The organism is Staphylococcus sp. NWU MK-U1 (genome assembly GCF_033283505.1).
Taxonomy (GTDB): domain Bacteria; phylum Bacillota; class Bacilli; order Staphylococcales; family Staphylococcaceae; genus Staphylococcus; species Staphylococcus haemolyticus.
This window is the reverse complement of record NZ_JAVSMG010000006.1, coordinates 58,095-76,686: the sequence shown is the minus strand read 5'-3', so window position 1 is coordinate 76,686 and position 18,592 is coordinate 58,095. Positions and strand designations below refer to the sequence as shown.

General features: G+C 33.4%; 17 protein-coding genes. 10 read left to right on the top strand and 7 right to left on the bottom strand.

The window, feature by feature from the left end; all coding sequences use genetic code 11:
• Positions 1-99 precede the first annotated feature (99 nt).
• Positions 100-534 (top strand): YehR family lipoprotein, encoded by a 435-nt coding sequence (locus tag SBL16_RS09390; protein ID WP_317953835.1) that lies wholly within the window; start codon positions 100-102, stop codon positions 532-534.
• Positions 535-637: 103 nt separating this feature from the next.
• Here the strand turns inward: SBL16_RS09390 and SBL16_RS09385 are convergent, their stop codons facing one another.
• Positions 638-1,924, bottom strand: a complete 1,287-nt coding sequence (locus SBL16_RS09385) for an O-acetylhomoserine aminocarboxypropyltransferase/cysteine synthase family protein (RefSeq protein WP_107611518.1) — start codon at positions 1,922-1,924, stop codon at positions 638-640.
• Positions 1,925-2,198: 274 nt separating this feature from the next.
• A complete protein-coding gene (locus SBL16_RS09380) occupies positions 2,199-3,776 on the bottom strand; it encodes an FMN-binding glutamate synthase family protein (protein WP_317953861.1) in 1,578 nt (525 codons plus the stop codon).
• A 188-nt stretch (positions 3,777-3,964) separates the two neighbouring features.
• Between SBL16_RS09380 and lnsB the strand changes: the two genes are divergently transcribed.
• The 4 genes from lnsB (at position 3,965) to SBL16_RS09360 (ending at position 7,229) form a co-directional block, all read left to right on the top strand.
• Positions 3,965-4,747 (top strand): CPBP family lipoprotein N-acylation protein LnsB, encoded by a 783-nt coding sequence (gene lnsB / locus SBL16_RS09375; protein ID WP_107611519.1) that lies wholly within the window; start codon positions 3,965-3,967, stop codon positions 4,745-4,747.
• A gap of 55 nt (positions 4,748-4,802) precedes the next feature.
• Positions 4,803-5,603: a CPBP family intramembrane glutamic endopeptidase gene (locus SBL16_RS09370; protein WP_016930767.1), complete on the top strand. Its 801-nt coding sequence runs from the start codon at positions 4,803-4,805 to the stop codon at positions 5,601-5,603.
• A gap of 176 nt (positions 5,604-5,779) precedes the next feature.
• On the top strand, positions 5,780-6,442 hold the full coding sequence (locus tag SBL16_RS09365; protein WP_317953831.1) for an ATP-binding cassette domain-containing protein: 663 nt from the start codon (positions 5,780-5,782) through the stop codon (positions 6,440-6,442).
• Positions 6,435-7,229 (top strand): ABC transporter permease, encoded by a 795-nt coding sequence (locus tag SBL16_RS09360; RefSeq protein WP_037550211.1) that lies wholly within the window; start codon positions 6,435-6,437, stop codon positions 7,227-7,229. The genes SBL16_RS09365 and SBL16_RS09360 overlap by 8 nt, the downstream gene beginning before the upstream one ends.
• A gap of 54 nt (positions 7,230-7,283) precedes the next feature.
• On the opposite strand, the gene SBL16_RS09355 is transcribed toward SBL16_RS09360, so the two are convergent.
• Both SBL16_RS09355 and SBL16_RS09350 read right to left on the bottom strand, forming a co-directional pair.
• Complete coding sequence (locus tag SBL16_RS09355; RefSeq protein WP_233641571.1) at positions 7,284-8,660, bottom strand: sensor histidine kinase; 1,377 nt, start codon at positions 8,658-8,660, stop codon at positions 7,284-7,286.
• 79 nt (positions 8,661-8,739) lie between these two features.
• Positions 8,740-9,420: a response regulator transcription factor gene (locus tag SBL16_RS09350; RefSeq protein WP_107611523.1), complete on the bottom strand. Its 681-nt coding sequence runs from the start codon at positions 9,418-9,420 to the stop codon at positions 8,740-8,742.
• 151 nt (positions 9,421-9,571) lie between these two features.
• On the opposite strand from SBL16_RS09350, the gene SBL16_RS09345 reads away from it, so the two are divergent.
• Positions 9,572-9,802, top strand: coding sequence for a hypothetical protein (locus SBL16_RS09345; protein ID WP_107611524.1), 231 nt, complete (start codon positions 9,572-9,574; stop codon positions 9,800-9,802).
• A gap of 117 nt (positions 9,803-9,919) precedes the next feature.
• Positions 9,920-11,095 carry an MFS transporter gene (locus tag SBL16_RS09340; RefSeq protein ID WP_107611525.1) on the top strand — a complete coding sequence of 392 codons (1,176 nt, stop codon included), beginning with the start codon at positions 9,920-9,922 and terminating at the stop codon, positions 11,093-11,095.
• Positions 11,096-11,151: 56 nt separating this feature from the next.
• On the opposite strand, the gene SBL16_RS09335 is transcribed toward SBL16_RS09340, so the two are convergent.
• Positions 11,152-12,501, bottom strand: a complete 1,350-nt coding sequence (locus tag SBL16_RS09335; protein ID WP_317953826.1) for a carboxylesterase family protein — start codon at positions 12,499-12,501, stop codon at positions 11,152-11,154.
• 127 nt (positions 12,502-12,628) lie between these two features.
• The gene (locus tag SBL16_RS09330; protein ID WP_107611527.1) at positions 12,629-14,293 is read right to left on the bottom strand and encodes an APC family permease; all 1,665 of its coding nucleotides are present in this window, start codon (positions 14,291-14,293) and stop codon (positions 12,629-12,631) included.
• Positions 14,294-14,478: 185 nt separating this feature from the next.
• On the opposite strand from SBL16_RS09330, the gene SBL16_RS09325 reads away from it, so the two are divergent.
• Positions 14,479-15,078, top strand: coding sequence for a YdeI/OmpD-associated family protein (locus SBL16_RS09325; RefSeq protein ID WP_107611528.1), 600 nt, complete (start codon positions 14,479-14,481; stop codon positions 15,076-15,078).
• 96 nt (positions 15,079-15,174) lie between these two features.
• Here SBL16_RS09325 and SBL16_RS09320 read toward each other — a convergent pair whose 3' ends face one another.
• Entirely contained in the window at positions 15,175-16,218 is a 1,044-nt protein-coding gene (locus SBL16_RS09320; protein ID WP_317953823.1) for a 2,3-butanediol dehydrogenase, read from the bottom strand.
• Between the two features lie 431 nt (positions 16,219-16,649).
• Here SBL16_RS09320 and SBL16_RS09315 point away from each other — a divergent pair, with 431 nt between their 5' ends.
• Together SBL16_RS09315 and SBL16_RS09310 are read left to right on the top strand one after the other, a co-directional pair.
• Complete coding sequence (locus tag SBL16_RS09315; protein WP_107611529.1) at positions 16,650-17,957, top strand: betaine/proline/choline family ABC transporter ATP-binding protein; 1,308 nt, start codon at positions 16,650-16,652, stop codon at positions 17,955-17,957.
• Entirely contained in the window at positions 17,957-18,592 is a 636-nt protein-coding gene (locus tag SBL16_RS09310) for an ABC transporter permease (RefSeq protein ID WP_037535693.1), read from the top strand. Before SBL16_RS09315 ends, SBL16_RS09310 begins: the two co-directional genes overlap by 1 nt.

The window sequence follows — 18,592 nt, the reverse complement described above, 5'->3', positions numbered from 1 at the left end:
ATTGTTTCTAATCAAAATTATCTGGTAATGTTATACATAATAAGATAAAGTAAATGCTATAATTTAATTGAAAAATGACACAGTGGGAAGTAGATGAGTATGATGAAAAAGTTCTTTGTATTGACGATATTAATGGTGTTAAGTGTAAGTATATTAGGCGCGTGTAGTAAGGAACGCTCTAAGACATATGAAGGGGACATGGAAGGGAAGCATGTATTAACGACATTGTCTTATAAAAAGAATAAAGTAGTAAAACAATCAACGGTAACAACATTGAAGTATAATGATTTCGGTATGTCTAAGAAAGAAGCTAAGAAGACGTTCCATGATCATCATCAATTGAAAGACCTTAAAGGTGTATCTTATAGCTTAGAAAATAATCATGAAAAATGGGTTGAAACAATCGATATAAACTATAAAAAAGCAGATATTAAAGAAGTCGAGAAGTACTTCTCTTTAATGTCAACATCTAAAAATGATAAGAAGGTCAATATGGAAGGGACCGTTAGAGAATTAAAAAAAATTAGACTTTAAACAAAAAAGTAATATGACAGATGAATAATGAACCAGAAAAGCTGTAACGGAGCCGGGGACATAAATTAATGTCTCAAGATTCGTTACAGCTTATTTATATCATTTAAATAATGCTAAGTGCATCATTTAAGTCGTTAATAATATCTTCAGCATTTTCAGTACCTATCGATAAACGAACCATTTCTGGAAGTACACCTGATTGACGTTGTTCCGCTTCAGTCAATTGTTGATGCGTTGTACTTGCAGGATGGATGACGAGTGATTTGGAGTCTCCTACATTTGCGAGTAATGAGAATAGTTGCAATTTATCGACGAAGCGAGCGATGTCATCAACTGATCCGTCTACGCCAAATGTCAGAATTGCACCTTGACCTTTTGGTAGATATTTTTTAGCTAAGTTATGATATTTGTTGTTTTCAAGACCAGGATAATTTACCCAAGTGACTTTAGGGTGTTGAGCTAAAAATTGAGCAACTTTTAAGGCATTTTCAGAGTGACGTTCCATACGTAGATGTAATGTTTCTAAACCAATTAAAAATTCATGAACATTATAAGGCGATACAGCTGAACCTAAATCACGTAATAATTGAACACGTGCTTTAGTGATGTATGCAGCTTCACCGACATCATTCGTATATGAAATGCCATGATAACTTGGATCAGGTTCGACTAATCCAGGGAACTTACCGTTATCCCAATTAAACTTACCGCTATCTACTATAATGCCACCTATTGATGTACCATGGCCTCCTATAAATTTAGTAACTGAATGGATAACAATATCAGCACCATGTTCAAATGGACGACATAAATAAGGAGAAGCAAATGTATTATCAATGACAAGTGGTAAACCATTATCGTGAGCAATTTGTGCTACCGCTTCAATATCTAATACATCTATAGCTGGATTACCGATTGTTTCAGCATAAATCGCTCTTGTTTTATCATTAATCACTGCTTTAAAGTTGTTAGGATCACTAGGGTCAACAAAGTGAACTTTAATACCTAGTTTTGCAAAGGTGATGTTTAATAAGTTATAAGAACCGCCATATAGGTTAGACGATGCTACAATCTCTGAACCAGTTTCCACAATATTGAGTAATGCCAATGTGATAGCAGCTTGACCTGAAGAGGTAGCTAATGCACCAACACCACCTTCTAATTGTGTGATACGTGCTTCAAAGACATTCTGAGTTGGGTTCATGATTCGTGTGTAAATATTACCTGGTTTAGCCAAAGAGAATAGGTCTTGTGCATGTTGCGTATCATCAAAGACATAACTTGATGTTTGGTAAATAGGCACAGCACGTGATTTTGAGAATTCATCGATAACTTGTCCGGCATGAATCGTTTGTGTTTCAAATTTCCAATTTGGATGATTGTCTGTCATAAATATTACCTCCAATTAATAGAATATTCTGATAATTTATTTTTAATTATTATACAGCACTTTAGAATGAAATCAAATTGAATTAGTAAGAATTAAAAGGTAGGGGATAGAATTTCCGAGAGTTTATTTAATTGGTGCTCGCTTAATTCAAGAAATTACAAAAAAGAGAAGGTACTTGATATGAGTACCTTCTCTTACTAGTCAGCTATTGGGTGGTAGCGATATAGCTTCAAAGTATTATTTTTATCCAACCTTAACTCTCTTTGCCATCGAGTTAACTTATTAATTTCAATTTATAATCAATGATATTTTCTATTGAACCATCAATACGTTTAATTACAATATGGTCACTTGTAATTTCATTCGGACTTTTGACACCAACTGCGGCCGCAATGTTAAATAGTCCCTCATGTAAACTAGTAATATAGTTCGTTACTCGATATTGCTTTTCATCGACAATTAATGCTTTTTCCTTCTTAGGATCTGTCGTCGCAACACCTACGGGACACGTGTTCAAGTGACATTGTTGACTCATAATACAACCTACACTAATCATCATGCCACGAGCAATATTAACTAAATCGGCACCTAATCCTAAAGCAATCGCTACTTTATCTGGCGTAATTAATTTACCTGAGGCAAAGATTTTCATTTTATCTCTAATTTGATGTTGCTCTAACATACCAGTTACGATAGGTAGTGCTGTAAATAATGGTAGACCGACACCATCTTGCAACTCTTGGAATGTCGCACCTGTACCACCTTCACCGCCATCAATTGTGATGAAATCAGGATATATATTCATATCAATCATTGATTGAACTAATGCTTCAATTTCTTCAACTTTACTCACTACTATTTTAAAGCCGACTGGTTTTTGACCTAGATGACGTAATTTATCTACAAATTGTAATAAGTCTTCAGGTGAGTCTATAAAATCAAAGCGGTTAGATGAGTTCACGGTTTTATAAGGTTCAATGTTTCTGATTTTGGCAATTTCTTCTGTAACTTTATTGCCCTCCATATGACCACCGCGAGTTTTGGCACCTTGTGCGAGCTTAATTTCAAATGCTTTGACCTCTTTATGATTTGCCGTCTTCAGAAATTGATCGTCGCTAAAGTTACCATCTTTATCACGAACACCGAAGAGACCAGGTCCAATTTGGAAGATAATGTCGCCTCCACCTTTAAGGTGATATTCTGACAATCCACCTTCACCTGTATTCATCCATGTGCCTGCACGGGCTAACCCTTGTGATAATGCAGTGATTGCACGACCACCAAGTGCACCGTAGCTCATTCCTGATTGACCAACGAGTCGTTTGATTTTAAAAGGATGTTCTAAATTGTTTCCGAGAATAATAGCATTATCGTCTGTTAAGTAGTACGGATCAATAACTGTTTGATCTCGATGTTCATCACGTTGAAATAAGCGTTCATTGTCCACTTTATAGACGAATGTTGAAATCATAGTTTGATTATCAATTTGTAATTCATTACGTTGTAAAGGAAACATTGTATTTCGTATGTAAAAACCATCCTTATACTCTCGTTGTGTTCCAAAACTAGACATTCGAGAGTTGTATTTACCTGCTAGTACAATATTTGTGTACTGATTTCTTGAAAATGGTTTCCCCTCTGTATCATTAGCAAATAAGTATTGACGTAATTCTGGTCCAATCTTTTCTGCAAGGTAACGTACACGTCCTAGAACAGGATAATTACGTAAGACACTGTGTTGATTCTGCCCTTTATCTTTAAATAGCAACACAAGTACTAAGCCGATTATTGAAAGAATCACAATAAATATCATGATGTTAACAATAAACTGCATAACTGTAAGTATAGAAATCAATTTTATTTCTCCCCCTTTGAACTTTCTACAATTAAAATCATACACCAATGTAAATCTTTTACAATTTAAATTAGGAAGAAATTTTCAATTTCTTAATATTAATAATCTGATAGAATAACAAATGATATATGACATACATGTATTTCGATGATAAAGTATGATGTACAAGATGTAAGAGGTGACCTATGGAAAAAGAGGGAAAGTCATTGAAACAAGAGGGTTTAAGAAATCAATGGGGAAGTCCTGAAGTAGTAAAAAAAGATTTCTTATTAATACCCATTTACATCGTTTTTCAAATTTTAATGCCAATTATTATTGTTTTCGGTGTTCTAGGTGTTCATGCGATGATAACGCAAGACCCACCACCGCTCTATTTATATAATTTGATGTTGAGCGTCAGTTTCGTTATAGCGCAATTTATTGTTATCGTATCATTTTTTGCATTACATAAACTCTATATTGCTGATGTGGCATTTAGACAACTTCGCATTGCTAAACGTAATTACTTACCATTAATAGTTAGTGTGAGTATCAGTGCAATATTGCTATATTATACTTTTAATTTTGTAGCGCAGAAACTACCTAAACCTTTAAGTTATGATGTAACTCAAGCGCAACTTCGTCTTGAAGGTCTATTCAATCATCCAATTGCAATCGTGTTTACTTTTATTACAGTGGTTGTATTACAACCTTTAATTCAAGAATTAATTTATCGACACTTAATCATTCATGAACTCGGAAAAAAGCTGAATTTGATGTTAGTTATTGTATTGAGTATAGTGATAGAAGTAAGTGTACAGGTATATGACTTGATATCCATCATGGAAGTGATACCGTATTTAATATTATCAATTGGCTCTATCATTATTTACATAAGAAGTGGAAAGAATTTAGCAGCATCATATCTTTATCATAGCTCTGTACATTTGGTGATATTTATTACTACAATGGTAGAGAAGTTCTTTTAATTTTTGATAATAGTTGAAATTTACATATTCAAAAAGAATAGATAGGGAGAGACTTATGACAAATGAATATGAACATTCGCAAGAAACATCTAAGCATTCACAACTAAACAATGAATTTGCATCAAAACGAATTGTTAAACGTGATTTCTGGCTTATACCAGGCTACTTAATTATTAATATTGTTTTGCCATTGATATTAACAATAGTTGTAATGATTACGATTGTAGCTATTACGGGTCAGACCTCACAAGATCCTTTCATAAAACAATTAATGGGGATTAATCAAATTTTTGTCTTATTAGGACAGTGTCTGTTATTACTATTATTTTATTTAATGCATCGCAAATCGCTTATTCCATTAGCAATTCAACGCTTTAAAGATTTGAAAAAACACATCATACTGATTATTGTTGTTCTCATTGCGATGTATTTGGCACAATTTTTATACGGAAATTTAATAGAATTGCTACCTGAAAAATATCAGTTTAATAATACTGAAAATAATAAACAAATTGAGGAACTCTTTAAGACGAGATGGATTTGGCCAATATTATTTTTAGATATAGTAATCGTTACGCCAATCGTTGAGGAATTACTCTTTAGACATCTCATTATTCATGAACTCGGTAAGAAATTAACATATGGTGCAATGTACGTTGTATCAGTATTAATCTTTGCTGGATTACACGTACTAAGCGCATCATCTCCATTTGAAGTTGGACCATATTTAATTATGGCGATTGGATTTGTTGTTGCGTATCACTATAGTGGTCGTAACTTAGCAATCACCATTACGTTGCATATGATAAATAACTTAATTTCATATTTCTCTATTATTATTTCGATTATTTGGTAATAGATTTACACGGATTGAAGTGAGATACAGTGAATCAAGAAATGTTAACTTGAATTCGCTTATCTTACTTCTTTTTTTGTTATTATAGATATAAATGATGCTAGAACAGATTAAATAAAAAAGTATTTTAATTTATTTTCCAATAAAAGTAATAGTTAAGAGGAGGTTAGTAACAGATGTTATTAAACATCAAAAATTTATCATATAAAGCGGATAGACGTATGATACTCAAAAATATCAACTTTCAATTAAATGAAAGTGAGGCAGTAGCAATCATAGGTCCATCTGGTAGTGGGAAGAGTACATTTTTAAAGCAGATTAATAATCTAATTAGCCCGACAGATGGTGAACTTTATTTCAAAGATAAGCCATTCAATGACTATCCTCCTGAAGAATTGCGTATGAAGATAAGTTATCTCATGCAACAGAGTCAACTTTTTGGTGAGACGATTGGGGATAACATGTCATTTCCAGCGTTAGCTCGTGATGCGCACTTTGATAAGGAAAAGGCACTCGATTTATTGAAGAAAGTGAACTTAGGTCAGTATGATTTAAACTCTAAGATTGAACATCTATCCGGAGGTGAACGTCAAAGGATTACGATTGCACGTCAACTTATGTATCGTCCGGATATATTATTGCTAGATGAATCTACAAGTGCACTCGACACGCAAAATAAGCACATTATTGAAGAAATGATTTTTGACATGGTTAAAGAAGGTGTCGCAGTCTTATGGATTACGCACAGTGATGACCAGAGTATGAGACATTTTCATAGAAGAATAACAATTAGTGATGGTGAGATAACGAAAGAGGAGGCGTTAAATCAGAATGAGTAATACAGCCCTTTGTTTAACTGCATTATTATTATTAATTCCAATCTTTATTTCGTATAAAGAAGGGTTACATATTATTAAAGATTTAGTAGTAGCTTCCGTACGTGCAGTTGTACAGTTAATCATATTAGGTTTTATATTGCACTATATTTTCAAAATAGATCAAGCATGGATATTAATGTTAGCAGTGCTAATCATTATTATAAACGCATCGTGGAACACAATTAACCGTGCTTCTCCTGTTATGCATCATGTCTTTTGGATTTCATTTATCGCTATATTTATTGGAACTGCTTTACCGCTAACTGCTACTGTATTAGCTGGAGCGATTGATTTCAAAGCAAATGAAGTTATCCCGATAGGTGGTATGTTAGCGAATAATGGCCTTATCGCGATTAATTTGGCTTACCAGAATTTAGATCGAGCATTTGTTAAAGATATTACCGATATTGAATCTAAGCTTACATTAGCGGCCACACCTAAATTGGCTTCTAAAGCATCAATTAGAGAGAGTATACGACTTGCTATCGTACCTACGATAGACTCGGTTAAAACATATGGTCTAGTTTCTATTCCTGGTATGATGACAGGCTTGATTATTGGTGGCGTACCACCACTACAAGCGATTAAATTTCAATTACTTGTCGTATTTATCCATACCACAGCTACGATAATGTCAGCGTTAATTGCGACATATTTAAGCTATAACCAATTCTTTAACGTGCGTCATCAATTAGTGGCGCGTAATAGTGCACTCAATGCACCCGATGAAGAAGCGAAAGATAATTAAATTAAAAAGTCAGCTTTCACTTGATTCTCCAAATGAAAGCTGACTTTTTATTTACTATGCTGTATCCACCAATATGATATGGAAATGTACACCTTGCTTAGATGGTAATAGTGTAATTGAACCATGATGATAATTAACAGCGTCTTTTATGATAGATAAACCGATACCATGTTGAGCTTTATTCGCTTTCGACGTATACGACTGTTTAAATAATGCATCAATATTAGCGTGAGGCAAACCTTGACCGTCATCCTTATAATCAATCATCAAGTTATTTTCAATTTTAGAAAAAGTTATTTTTATGCTAGGGTTGATCTCATTATGATCAATACTATTATTGATTAAATTTATCAGAAGTCTCTCGAAATACAATTTATTCCCATAAAACGTTGATTCATCTTCAAAATGAAAGTCGCATGTTAGGGATTGGTAACCAATAATCTGAGCAATACGATTAACTGTTGATTGAATAGGAAAGTTCTCTTTATCATGCTTCATCTGATTGGTTTCCATATCAAACGTTTGATTCAAACTATCAATCAAATCACTCATAAACGTTGCTTTCTCCGAAATAAGTTGAACATAAGATTGTGACGCTTCATCAGCTTGTATTAGTTTAGAGTAACCATAAATCGTTGTAAGTGGTGATTTTAAATCATGAGAGATTTGACTAATCCACTTCGATTTATAATATGACATTTGATTATGATAAAATTTATCAGACAACATTTGTTCATTCAATTTCGACAAAGATGTGTCCAGTTCCGGATATGTTCGACGATTCTTAAATCGCTTACGTTTCGACGTAGGCTGATGTAGTTTGCCCAAAGACAAATTGCCAATCCAATCAATGTAAAAGGACAACGGTCTTGTCAGACGTTTTGAAATTAGAATGGCAGTTAAAGTAATTAAGATGATGTTAGCAACGATGAACGAAATGAAAAGTACAATATACGTATTCTTGCTATCATTAAAGGCTTCGCCAAAGTTATCATTCCACAGTATAGTTCTTTGACCTGGATTCTTCTCAAATTGAAGTTCATTGTTTGAAATCAAATAGTTGTAATGATTGAAATCTAAAGATGATAAACTATCAAGTAGTTGTGATGTTTTGATTTCATCGCCATTTGTTATTTTAGGTTGTTTCATTTTATTTCTATAAATATAAACAAGATACGTGCCTTTTTTTGATACAACAGAATTTGTATTATTTATGTTTTTTAATAGTGTTGGCTTTATATTTGTATTACGTTTCGATTTTGGGTAGAGAATGTCACCATTTTTACGGACGAAATATAAATCAACGTTACTCTTCTTGGCTAACGATTTAAGATTGTCATTTGGTTCTTTGGTAACTCCGTATGTTTCTAAATAGGTTGGTTCAATTTCGTTAATATCCCAATAAATATTAGGTAAAACTTTGAAAAACAATATTATTATTAATATACACGTGATAGTGAAATTTAGAAGTACAAATATAGTCATATATTTAAGAAACTTTAATGTAAATTTATTGATCATTGCCATCTTCCTTGAACATGTATCCTTTGCTGCGTACAGTTTTAATCATCTTAGGTGAATTAGGAGCCGCTTCAATCTTCTTACGCAAAGTTCTAATATGTACCATCAAAGTGTTATCATCGACACCTGTATCGTATCCCCATACTTTAGCGTAAAGCTGATCTTTCGTAAGTACTTGGTTCTTATTTTTAACAAGATACGTTAATAAATTATATTCACGATTCGTAAGGTTGATTGGTTTATCATTAATACACACTTCCATACTATTGAAGTTAATAGTTAAATCATTATAACGATACATCGACTGATCTTTATCATTTAAATGTAAAGACACTCTATAATATAACTCCATAGGATCAAAGGGTTTCTTAATATAATCAACTGCACCTTGTTCGAAGCCTTTATAAACATCTAAATGTGTTGTTTTAGCAGTAACTACGATAACGGCTGTATCATCTAAATCAATATATTTCAATAACTGATAACCATCTTCAGACTTTAAATTTAAATCTAATAATATAACTTGAAAATTGAAGTTCAATAATTCAAATTTTGCATCTTCAATATTATCAACGGATTTAATGTGTTGTATCCCTTTTGTACTTAAAGATAATTTCATTAACTCATTAATATCTTTATCATCTTCAATAATAAGTACTTCGCCGTTCATTTAAACCACCTCAATACCTATCTTATACAACTTTTTAACATTTAACTATTCCGATAATTATTATTTAAGGAAAAATTAAGATTAAACTAAGTAGTATTTAATTTGAAAATTTTACTATATAACTAAATCATTGAACGAAGGAGCAAATTATATGAAAGTTATATCTCATCTGCTTGGAATTATGATTACACTACTTGCACTATTTAATATATTTAGATTTTTAATAAGCCTAGTTGAAAGTTATTTTAATATGAATTTTGGTTTTGATTTTATATTGCATAATAATTATGTGACTTACGGCGCAATTGCATTACTTGTTCTTTCAGCATTTCTACAAGAACTTATTGAACATCAATACAACAATAATGAAAGTCTCTTTTAAAACATTGGGGAAGAAAAATATAAGTGAATATTATATAATGGAACAGTTACGAAACTTGAAGAACAGTGCGTAGCTGTTTTTTTATGTAAAAATGATTAAATGAAAGGAGTATGAATGATGTCTGTTATGCGGATAGCCACATTTATCATCAGCGTATTTATTGTAGGTATGGTTGAAATGATGGTCGCTGGTATCATGAATTTAATGAGTGATGACTTAGGTGTTTCAGAAGCGATTATAGGACAACTTGTCACGCTTTATGCATTAACCTTTGCAATATGTGGACCTATACTTGTTAAATTAACCAATCGATACCCTGCACGTCCCGTATTATTATGGACTTTAATTGCCTTTGTAGTAGGGAATGGTATTATCGCCGTAGCGCCTAACTTTACGATTTTAGTCATCGGACGTATATTATCATCAGCCGCTGCATCATTAATTATCGTCAAAGTCTTAGCACTGACAGCAATGCTAACGATACCTAAGAACAGAGGTAAGATGATTGGTGTTGTCTATACTGGATTTAGTGGGGCAAATGTCTTTGGTGTGCCAATCGGTACGATGATTGGTGATTGGATTGGTTGGCGTTTCACATTCGTATTTATTATTGTTATTAGTCTTATTGCCGGCTTATTAATGCTGAAATATCTTCCAACTACTACGGAACTCAATCAAGCCAATAGAATGTATAATAGCGTTTCCGATGATAATCAAGTTACATCTCATATTGTTCGACCAGTTGAGGTCGTTAAGTTTTTAGCAATTACATTGCTTATTCTAATCGCTAATTCAGTGACGTTTGTATTTATCAATCCACTTATTTTAGAGAATGGTCACTCCATGGGCTATGTATCATTAGCGCTACTCGTTAATGGTGTTGCCGGTGTTGTTGGTACATCAATGGGTGGTGTACTAGCTGACAAATTGACTAGTAAGCGATGGTTAATTATTGCTTTCACAGTATTTATTGTAGTTATGTTAGCCATTAATTTAATTTTATCTACAACAGTACTATTATTAGTTGGACTCTTTATTTGGAATATCGTGCAATGGAGTACGAACCCTGCGATTCAAAGTGGTATTATCGAACATGTTGAAGGTGACACAAGTCAAGTTATGAGTTGGAATATGTCTTGTCTTAATGCAGGTATTGGTTTAGGTGGTATTATCGGTGGCCTTGTTGTTTCAAATATGAATGTTGAAGCGGTCACGTTTGTAAGTGCCTTTATAGGTTTGTTAGGACTGATTATTGTACTTACATTAAAGAACGTACATTATGCTAAAAATTAATATCATATAACCATTTTAAACCCGTGATGGATGCATGCATCTATCACGGGTTTACCTTATTTATATACATGTGGTTCTAAGTGATTTATAGAGTAAGGTTCATAGGGCATGGTGCCTGTTCTAGCGTAATGAACTAAGTCACTTATCATACGTTTGCTTAATTCGAACTCATTGTTCGAAAGTTTAATAGAGTGACCCTGTAGTATATCCATCTTACCGAACCAGAAGACTAAATCTAAAATATGATAAGCACTTGCAAAATGAATATGTTCAGCTCGAGCCCAATCAAAGCGTAACAACCAACGATAAGAATTATTACTCATTTGTTGAAGTAACATGAATGTTGGCTGTTTAAAATATAATTCCGTCACGACATGTGCTTGTTGTTTTCCAGTTTGAACACGACTGAAATCGACGTGAATATGATTTAATTTCATGACATCAACGAAACGTTGAGGGCTCAGTTTTCGTGATTCATTTCGGATATAACAATCGCCTTCATCTTTCGTATAGCTTAATACAATGGGTTTGTTGAATTCAGTTAGAGGCCTACACATCTTGCTATCTTTAATCGGTTGATATATTAATTCTAAGCCTTTGGATTTGCCACGTGCTTCCGCGTCATATGCCATTAATTGTAGAATGGCTTGATCATCTAAATCATTTATACTTTTTCCGGAAAAGTGTTGTTGCATTAAATCATCAAAATGTTGTGCTTTCATCATGCCAGTTTTTGCTGAATCTAACTGCAATATGCCACTTAATAACATGACTTGATGATAATAGTGGTCAAGTTGTGGTTGCTGCATCAAAGCTTGAATACTCATACTGCCTGCTGATTGACCCCATAATGTAACATTGTCAGGATCTCCACCAAAATACTTAATAAAATGTGCAACCCACTTTAATACCGCAATTTGATCAGACAGACCGTTATTTTTATCGTAGTGCGCGTTAAAGTAAGACCAATCTAAAAATCCCAATGCACCTAATCGATAGTTGAACGTAATCACAATGACATCATGTTGCTCAACAATATGTTCTGGAGTATATAATTCTGCTGAACCATGACCATTTATAAAGCCGCCACCATAAAAGTAAATGATTACAGGTTTCTTTGCTTTGCCAGTCGATTGACGCCAAATGTTTAAATGTAGGCAATCTTCATTGGGTTGAAATTTCTGTTTCGTAGTTGAAAAGAACGTTTCTAATTTATTGAATGGTTGTGGAGGGATTGCTCTAAATTGTGTAGCATCAACAAATGTATCATAACTATATATAGGACTAGCATGTTTAAAACGACGATGTCCAATAGGGGGATATGCATAAGGAATGCCTAGAAACAAATCTAAATTCTTATGTGTGAAACCTTCAAAAGCCCCATACTTCGTATTAATTATTACCATCAGATCATCACCCAACATTTATCAATTACTTTAACTATAGCATTATTTTATGAGTTGAAAGATATTGAATGCTGTTCTATTCTAAAAAAACCTAAGTATGAACGTAGTCACACTTAGGTTTACTGTATTAATCATTATGTTGTTGGATTGCTTCTTTTCTTTCAGCTTCCTGTTGTTCTGCTTCTATTGTATCTTCTTTCATTTGTTTATTAATCTTCTTAGCACGTTTGTAATACACACTCTTGAAGTGGTTTGTAATACCAATTCTATAAAAGACAAGTGCTATAACAATTATAACTAGGAAATCGTAAGGGTAGTGTATTAGGTTAATACCTTTAAACTCTTTACTACCGATAAATGACATACAAGCTAATAAGATTAAGTAGACAATAATCCACATACTTCCGCCGATTTGTTTTTTAGTGTTTTTCCAATTCATTTTATATTCATAGAAGAAATAAATTGGTAATCCTAAAATAATAATCAATATAACTTCAGCTGTGGTTGGCCACATCGCCCAATAAATTGCTAATGAAGCAAGTACAAATGATAATGGTGCCATTACTTTTAACATCGTGCCACGGAATGGTCTGTGTAATTTAGGTCCCATTTCACGTAATGACATTACCGTAGTTGGTCCTGTTAAGTAAGCGACTAATGTTGCTGTTGAAATAACAGCGGCTAATACACCCCAATCACGGAATAACGTCACCATAATCATACTGATAATCGCATTAAATACGATGGCTACACGTGGAATATTATAAGTTGTATTAATTTTACCTAAGAACTTAGGAATATGACCATTACGTTCCATTGCATTTAATACACGACCAGTAATCGCAACAAATGATACGCCTGTACCAAATGGTGAAACAACCGCTTCGATGTATAGCAAAATAGCTAACCAGTTGATACCTAATAAGATTGCCATGTCTGCGAATGGTGAATTGAAGTTGATACCACTCCATCCATGCTCATGAATCATTGATTGTGGCATAGATGTAATAAATGTACTTTGTAGTATGATGTACAGAATTGCGCTCAACGTTAATGAAATTGCAATGCCACGTGCAATATTCTTTTCAGGATTTTTAATTTCAGATCCCATATTAATGATTGTTTGGAATGCATTAAATGAGAAGATGATTCCTGATGTTGTTGTTGCTGCAAAGATTGGTGCACTACCGTACGGCATAAATTCGCCAATAGATGAACCGTAGTTACTAGTGTCGAAACCTGAAAGCATTAACATGATGATTGTTAGTAACGGTACACCTAATTTAAAGAACGAAATTAAACTAGTGAAAGACGTTAATAATTTAACTGACCAATAGTTTAATAAAGAAAAAATAATGATAATGACATAGACAGCGAATAATCCTGTCGTACTGATTGAACCATTATGCATTAATGCAGAAGTTGGTTTTGCCCAATCCCATGGCCATGAACTGATGTATTGTACAGCAGATACTGCTTCAATTGGAATGATAGTAACTAATGATACCCAGTTTGCCCATGCGGCAATAAATCCTAACAATGAACCGTGTGAGTATTGAGCATAGTTACTCATACCTCCAGATTGCGGAAACATTGTTCCTATTTCAATATAGTTATAAGAAATCGTTCCTATAACTATAAACCCGATAATCCAAGATAAAATGGCTGCAGGACCAGCTGCAGAAGAAGCTTCCCATGCACCAAATAACCAACCTGAACCAATTAAACTTCCTAGTCCTAATAATACAAGTTGGACCAGATTGATTTTACCTTCGTTATGATTTTGTCCCATAAATACTCCTTTATGTTGTTTTAATATTCATCAAAAATGATACGTTATAATTATACGCTTATCATTTCATTAGTCAATTTATGATTTTGTAAACTTACAAATGATTGTGTAATTAATAGTTATTTATTGACTTAAATAATATAATGATTGTATTGTTATCAAACTAACGATATGAGGTGACTAAGGTGCCAGAGAAACAATCCGATAAACAGGTATTAGCTTTTTTAGAAAAAGAAAATCAATGGAAGGAATCTTATCAATATTTAAGAAATTTAATATTTGATGAGTCAGAATTAGAAGAAGCATATAAATGGATGCATCCAACATATACCATTAATGATAAAAATGTTATAACGATTCATGGTTTTAAACATTATGTAGCGTTACTATTTCATAAAGGTGCAATTTTAGAGGATAAATATAAAACGCTAATTCAACAAACAGAACGAGTTCAAGCAGCAAGACAATTACGCTTTAAAACACTAGATGAAATTAAAGCGCGTCGAGATGAAATTTTATATTATATTAATGAAGCCATTGAAGTTGAAAAGGCCGGCAAGAAAGTTGAAATGAAGAAGACAGAGGACTATGAAATACCTGAAGAATTACAGCAAGCATTCAATGATAATCCTAAGTTAGAAGAGGCATTTTACAAATTAACGCCTGGTAGACAGCATCAGTACATATATCACATTTCACAAGCTAAACGCAGTCAAACAAGACAAAGCAGAGTTGAAAAATATATTGACCATATACTTGATGGTAAAGGCATGTATGATAAATAATTGTTAAGAAAAAAGCTTTTAATCTTCATCTGTAGAGATGTCGATTAAAAGCTTTTATTTAAATCAAGTTAAAATGTATCGATGTGTTAATTCAAATTAGCCATTTAATTTAACTAAAATTTTAGCTTGAGATTTATCGTTTACTAATTGTTCGAATCCAGATTTAACAATGTTTTCTAATTCAATTTCATCTGTTACTACGCTCTTAACATCTAAGCTACCGTTCGCAATTAAATCAATTGTTTGTTGGAATGTAGTAGGTGAGTATGCAATTGTAGATGTTAATTGAACACCTGAGTTAGTTAATAACATTGGGTCGAAATCTACTGCATGAGCAAAGATTGATACGATGACAACTGTACCTCTTGGACGTGTAACTTGTACTGATTGAGATAATGTTACGCCAACACCAGCAACTTCAAATGTAACATCTACACCATTTTCAGTATGTTCGTTAATAAAGTCTACAGGATTTGTATTACCAGAGTTAACTACATGCGTAGCGCCGACTTCTTTAGCTTTAGCTAAACGTTCTTCAGATAAATCAAATACGAAGATTTTACTTGCACCAGCTGCTTTAGCTGCAACAATTGTTAATAAACCAATTGGACCAGCACCAAATACTGCTACTGTATCACCAAATAATAATTTACCTTCTTTAACTGCTTGAACTGCAACCGCAGTTGGTTCTACTAAAGCACCTTCTTTATCAGATACACTTTCAGGTAATGCATATACATTTTCTTCTGGTGCATTTGTAAATTCGGCAAAGCCACCATCAGAACCTAAACCGATAAATGAATAGCCATCATATAAGTCAACGCTTTCATCTTTCTCATGTTTAGATACAGTTGGGTTAACAACTACGTGGTCACCTTTTTTATATTTAGTAACGTCTTTACCAACTTCTTCAACAACACCAGCAAACTCGTGACCTAAAGTAACAGGTGCTTTTTGTCCAAGTAGTGGATCAGGTTTATCTGTAGAGATGAAGACTGGTCCTTCTAAGTATTCATGTAAATCAGTTCCGCAAATACCTGCCCATGAAACTTTTACTTTTACTTCATTGTCTTTTAATTGCTTAGGTTCACGATCTTCCACGCGAACATCTTTTTGACCATACCATACTGCTGCTTTCATTATTACAACATCCCTTCAATAAATACTTATTACACCTATAGACTAATACTATTAATTTCGTAACGCAATTTTGAATTCAGCTTTATATTATTTATTTAGAAAAGTTTGACAATTTCATGAATTTTATTGCAAGCAACTTTATTTTCTGCAGTTTTTTAACTTGATCATGCTTGAAACAACTTTAAAAAAATGCAATTGTGAATTTTTTTAATCTTTTCATATAAGAAATGTTTCAAAAAATTATATAGGGTATATAGATATAAAAGATGGAAAAAGCTCGAATTATATTGAAATTGAATTAATTAGAATTTTATGAAGCAAAGGCCATGAGGCTCTTGTTTAACTTATTACGTATTTGTTTAACAATGGGACTACTGGCCTTTTTGTTTTATGAGCTTTTTTATCTGGCAACAATAGGAAGGAGCAATCTAATGACGCTAAGTATTAAAAACTTAACAAAAATTTACTCTGGCAATAAAAAAGCAGTAGATAACATTTCATTAGATATTGAATCTGGTGAATTTATTGCCTTTATTGGGACAAGCGGTAGCGGTAAAACGACAGCTTTACGAATGATTAACCGAATGATTGAAGCCACTGACGGCACAATTGAAATGAATGGGAAGAATGTTCGAAATATGAATCCAGTTGAATTACGTAGAAGTATTGGCTATGTTATTCAACAAATTGGATTGATGCCTCATATGACCATTAGAGAAAATATTGTTTTGGTACCAAAGTTGCTTAAATGGTCTAAAGAGAAGAAGGATGCTAAAGCAAAAGAATTAATCAAGTTAGTAGACTTACCTGAAGACTATTTAGATCGTTATCCATCAGAATTATCAGGTGGTCAACAACAACGTATTGGTGTTGTACGTGCATTAGCTGCAGAGCAAGATATCATCTTAATGGATGAACCTTTTGGTGCATTGGATCCAATTACGAGAGACACTTTACAGGATTTAGTTAAAGATCTTCAAAAGAAATTAGGGAAAACATTTATTTTCGTGACACATGATATGGACGAAGCAATAAAGCTCGCAGACCGTATTTGTATCATGTCTAAAGGGAAAGTTGTTCAATACGATACACCGGATAATATTCTTAGAAATCCTGCCAATGATTTTGTTAGAGAATTTATTGGACAAAATAGATTGATTCAAGATCGTCCGAATATGAGAACGGTTGAAGATGCGATGATTAAGCCTGTTACGGTAAATGCCAACGACACTCTTAATGATGCAGTCAATGTTATGCGACAAAGACGTGTCGACACAATATTTGTAGTCAACAATCATCATCATTTACTTGGATTCCTAGATATTGAAGATATTAACCAAGGGTTACGTCAACGTAAGGAATTAATCGATACAATGCAACGAGATGTTTACAAAGTCCATATTGATTCTAAATTACAAGACTCCGTACGTACGATATTAAAGAGAAATATTAGAAACGTACCAGTCGTTGATAATGACAATGCACTTATAGGTCTAATTACACGTGCTAATCTTGTTGACATTGTCTATGACTCTATTTGGGGTGAAGAAAATGATGAGATGACATTGTCTGATTCGCACATGAATGATGTCGAACGTGAAAATGAGTTAGGTAACATCGAAAAAAATGAACATGCCGAAGACCGTCCAAATGACGCTACAACTAAGCAAAAAGATGTTACAGATAGATTAGATACGCATGATGTGATGAATTCTAATCATTCGGGAGTTGATCGTTAATGCGCCAATTTTTCCAAGAATATGGAAGCCAACTTGTATCGAAAACGATAGAACACTTTTACATATCAATTATCGCGTTATTAATTGCGATTGTAGTTGCGGTTCCGTTAGGCATTTTATTATCTAAGACGAAACGTACTGCAAATGTAGTGTTAACGATAGCGGGTGTGCTTCAAACAATTCCGACGTTAGCAGTATTAGCCATTATGATTCCAATCTTTGGTGTAGGTAAGACGCCAGCGATTGTCGCATTGTTCATTTATGTATTGTTACCAATTTTAAACAACACAGTTCTAGGAGTACAAAATATTGATAAGAATATCATCCAAGCTGGAACAAGTATGGGTATGACAAAGATGCAGTTAATGAAAGATGTCGAATTGCCATTAGCCTTACCACTTATAATTAGTGGTATACGTTTATCAAGTGTATACGTAATCAGCTGGGCTACATTAGCTAGTTACGTTGGCGCTGGTGGACTCGGTGATTTAGTCTTTAACGGATTAAATTTATATCAGCCACCAATGATTATTAGTGCTGCAATTCTTGTAACGTGTCTGGCTTTACTTGTCGATTTCATACTTTCTTTAATTGAAAAGTGGGCCGTGCCTAAAGGGCTTAAAGTATCTAGATAA

What these genes read in the sequence shown, in the direction of transcription:
- SBL16_RS09390 (WP_317953835.1), top strand. Translation starts at nt 100, where the DNA reads ATGATGAAAAAGTTCTTTGTATTGACGATATTAATGGTGTTAAGTGTA.
- SBL16_RS09385 (WP_107611518.1), bottom strand. Translation starts at nt 1,924, where the DNA reads ATGACAGACAATCATCCAAATTGGAAATTTGAAACACAAACGATTCAT.
- lnsB (WP_107611519.1), top strand. Translation starts at nt 3,965, where the DNA reads ATGGAAAAAGAGGGAAAGTCATTGAAACAAGAGGGTTTAAGAAATCAA.
- SBL16_RS09370 (WP_016930767.1), top strand. Translation starts at nt 4,803, where the DNA reads ATGACAAATGAATATGAACATTCGCAAGAAACATCTAAGCATTCACAA.
- SBL16_RS09365 (WP_317953831.1), top strand. Translation starts at nt 5,780, where the DNA reads ATGTTATTAAACATCAAAAATTTATCATATAAAGCGGATAGACGTATG.
- SBL16_RS09360 (WP_037550211.1), top strand. Translation starts at nt 6,435, where the DNA reads ATGAGTAATACAGCCCTTTGTTTAACTGCATTATTATTATTAATTCCA.
- SBL16_RS09350 (WP_107611523.1), bottom strand. Translation starts at nt 9,420, where the DNA reads ATGAACGGCGAAGTACTTATTATTGAAGATGATAAAGATATTAATGAG.
- SBL16_RS09345 (WP_107611524.1), top strand. Translation starts at nt 9,572, where the DNA reads ATGAAAGTTATATCTCATCTGCTTGGAATTATGATTACACTACTTGCA.
- SBL16_RS09340 (WP_107611525.1), top strand. Translation starts at nt 9,920, where the DNA reads ATGTCTGTTATGCGGATAGCCACATTTATCATCAGCGTATTTATTGTA.
- SBL16_RS09335 (WP_317953826.1), bottom strand. Translation starts at nt 12,501, where the DNA reads ATGGTAATAATTAATACGAAGTATGGGGCTTTTGAAGGTTTCACACAT.
- SBL16_RS09330 (WP_107611527.1), bottom strand. Translation starts at nt 14,293, where the DNA reads ATGGGACAAAATCATAACGAAGGTAAAATCAATCTGGTCCAACTTGTA.
- SBL16_RS09320 (WP_317953823.1), bottom strand. Translation starts at nt 16,218, where the DNA reads ATGAAAGCAGCAGTATGGTATGGTCAAAAAGATGTTCGCGTGGAAGAT.
- SBL16_RS09315 (WP_107611529.1), top strand. Translation starts at nt 16,650, where the DNA reads ATGACGCTAAGTATTAAAAACTTAACAAAAATTTACTCTGGCAATAAA.
- SBL16_RS09310 (WP_037535693.1), top strand. Translation starts at nt 17,957, where the DNA reads ATGCGCCAATTTTTCCAAGAATATGGAAGCCAACTTGTATCGAAAACG.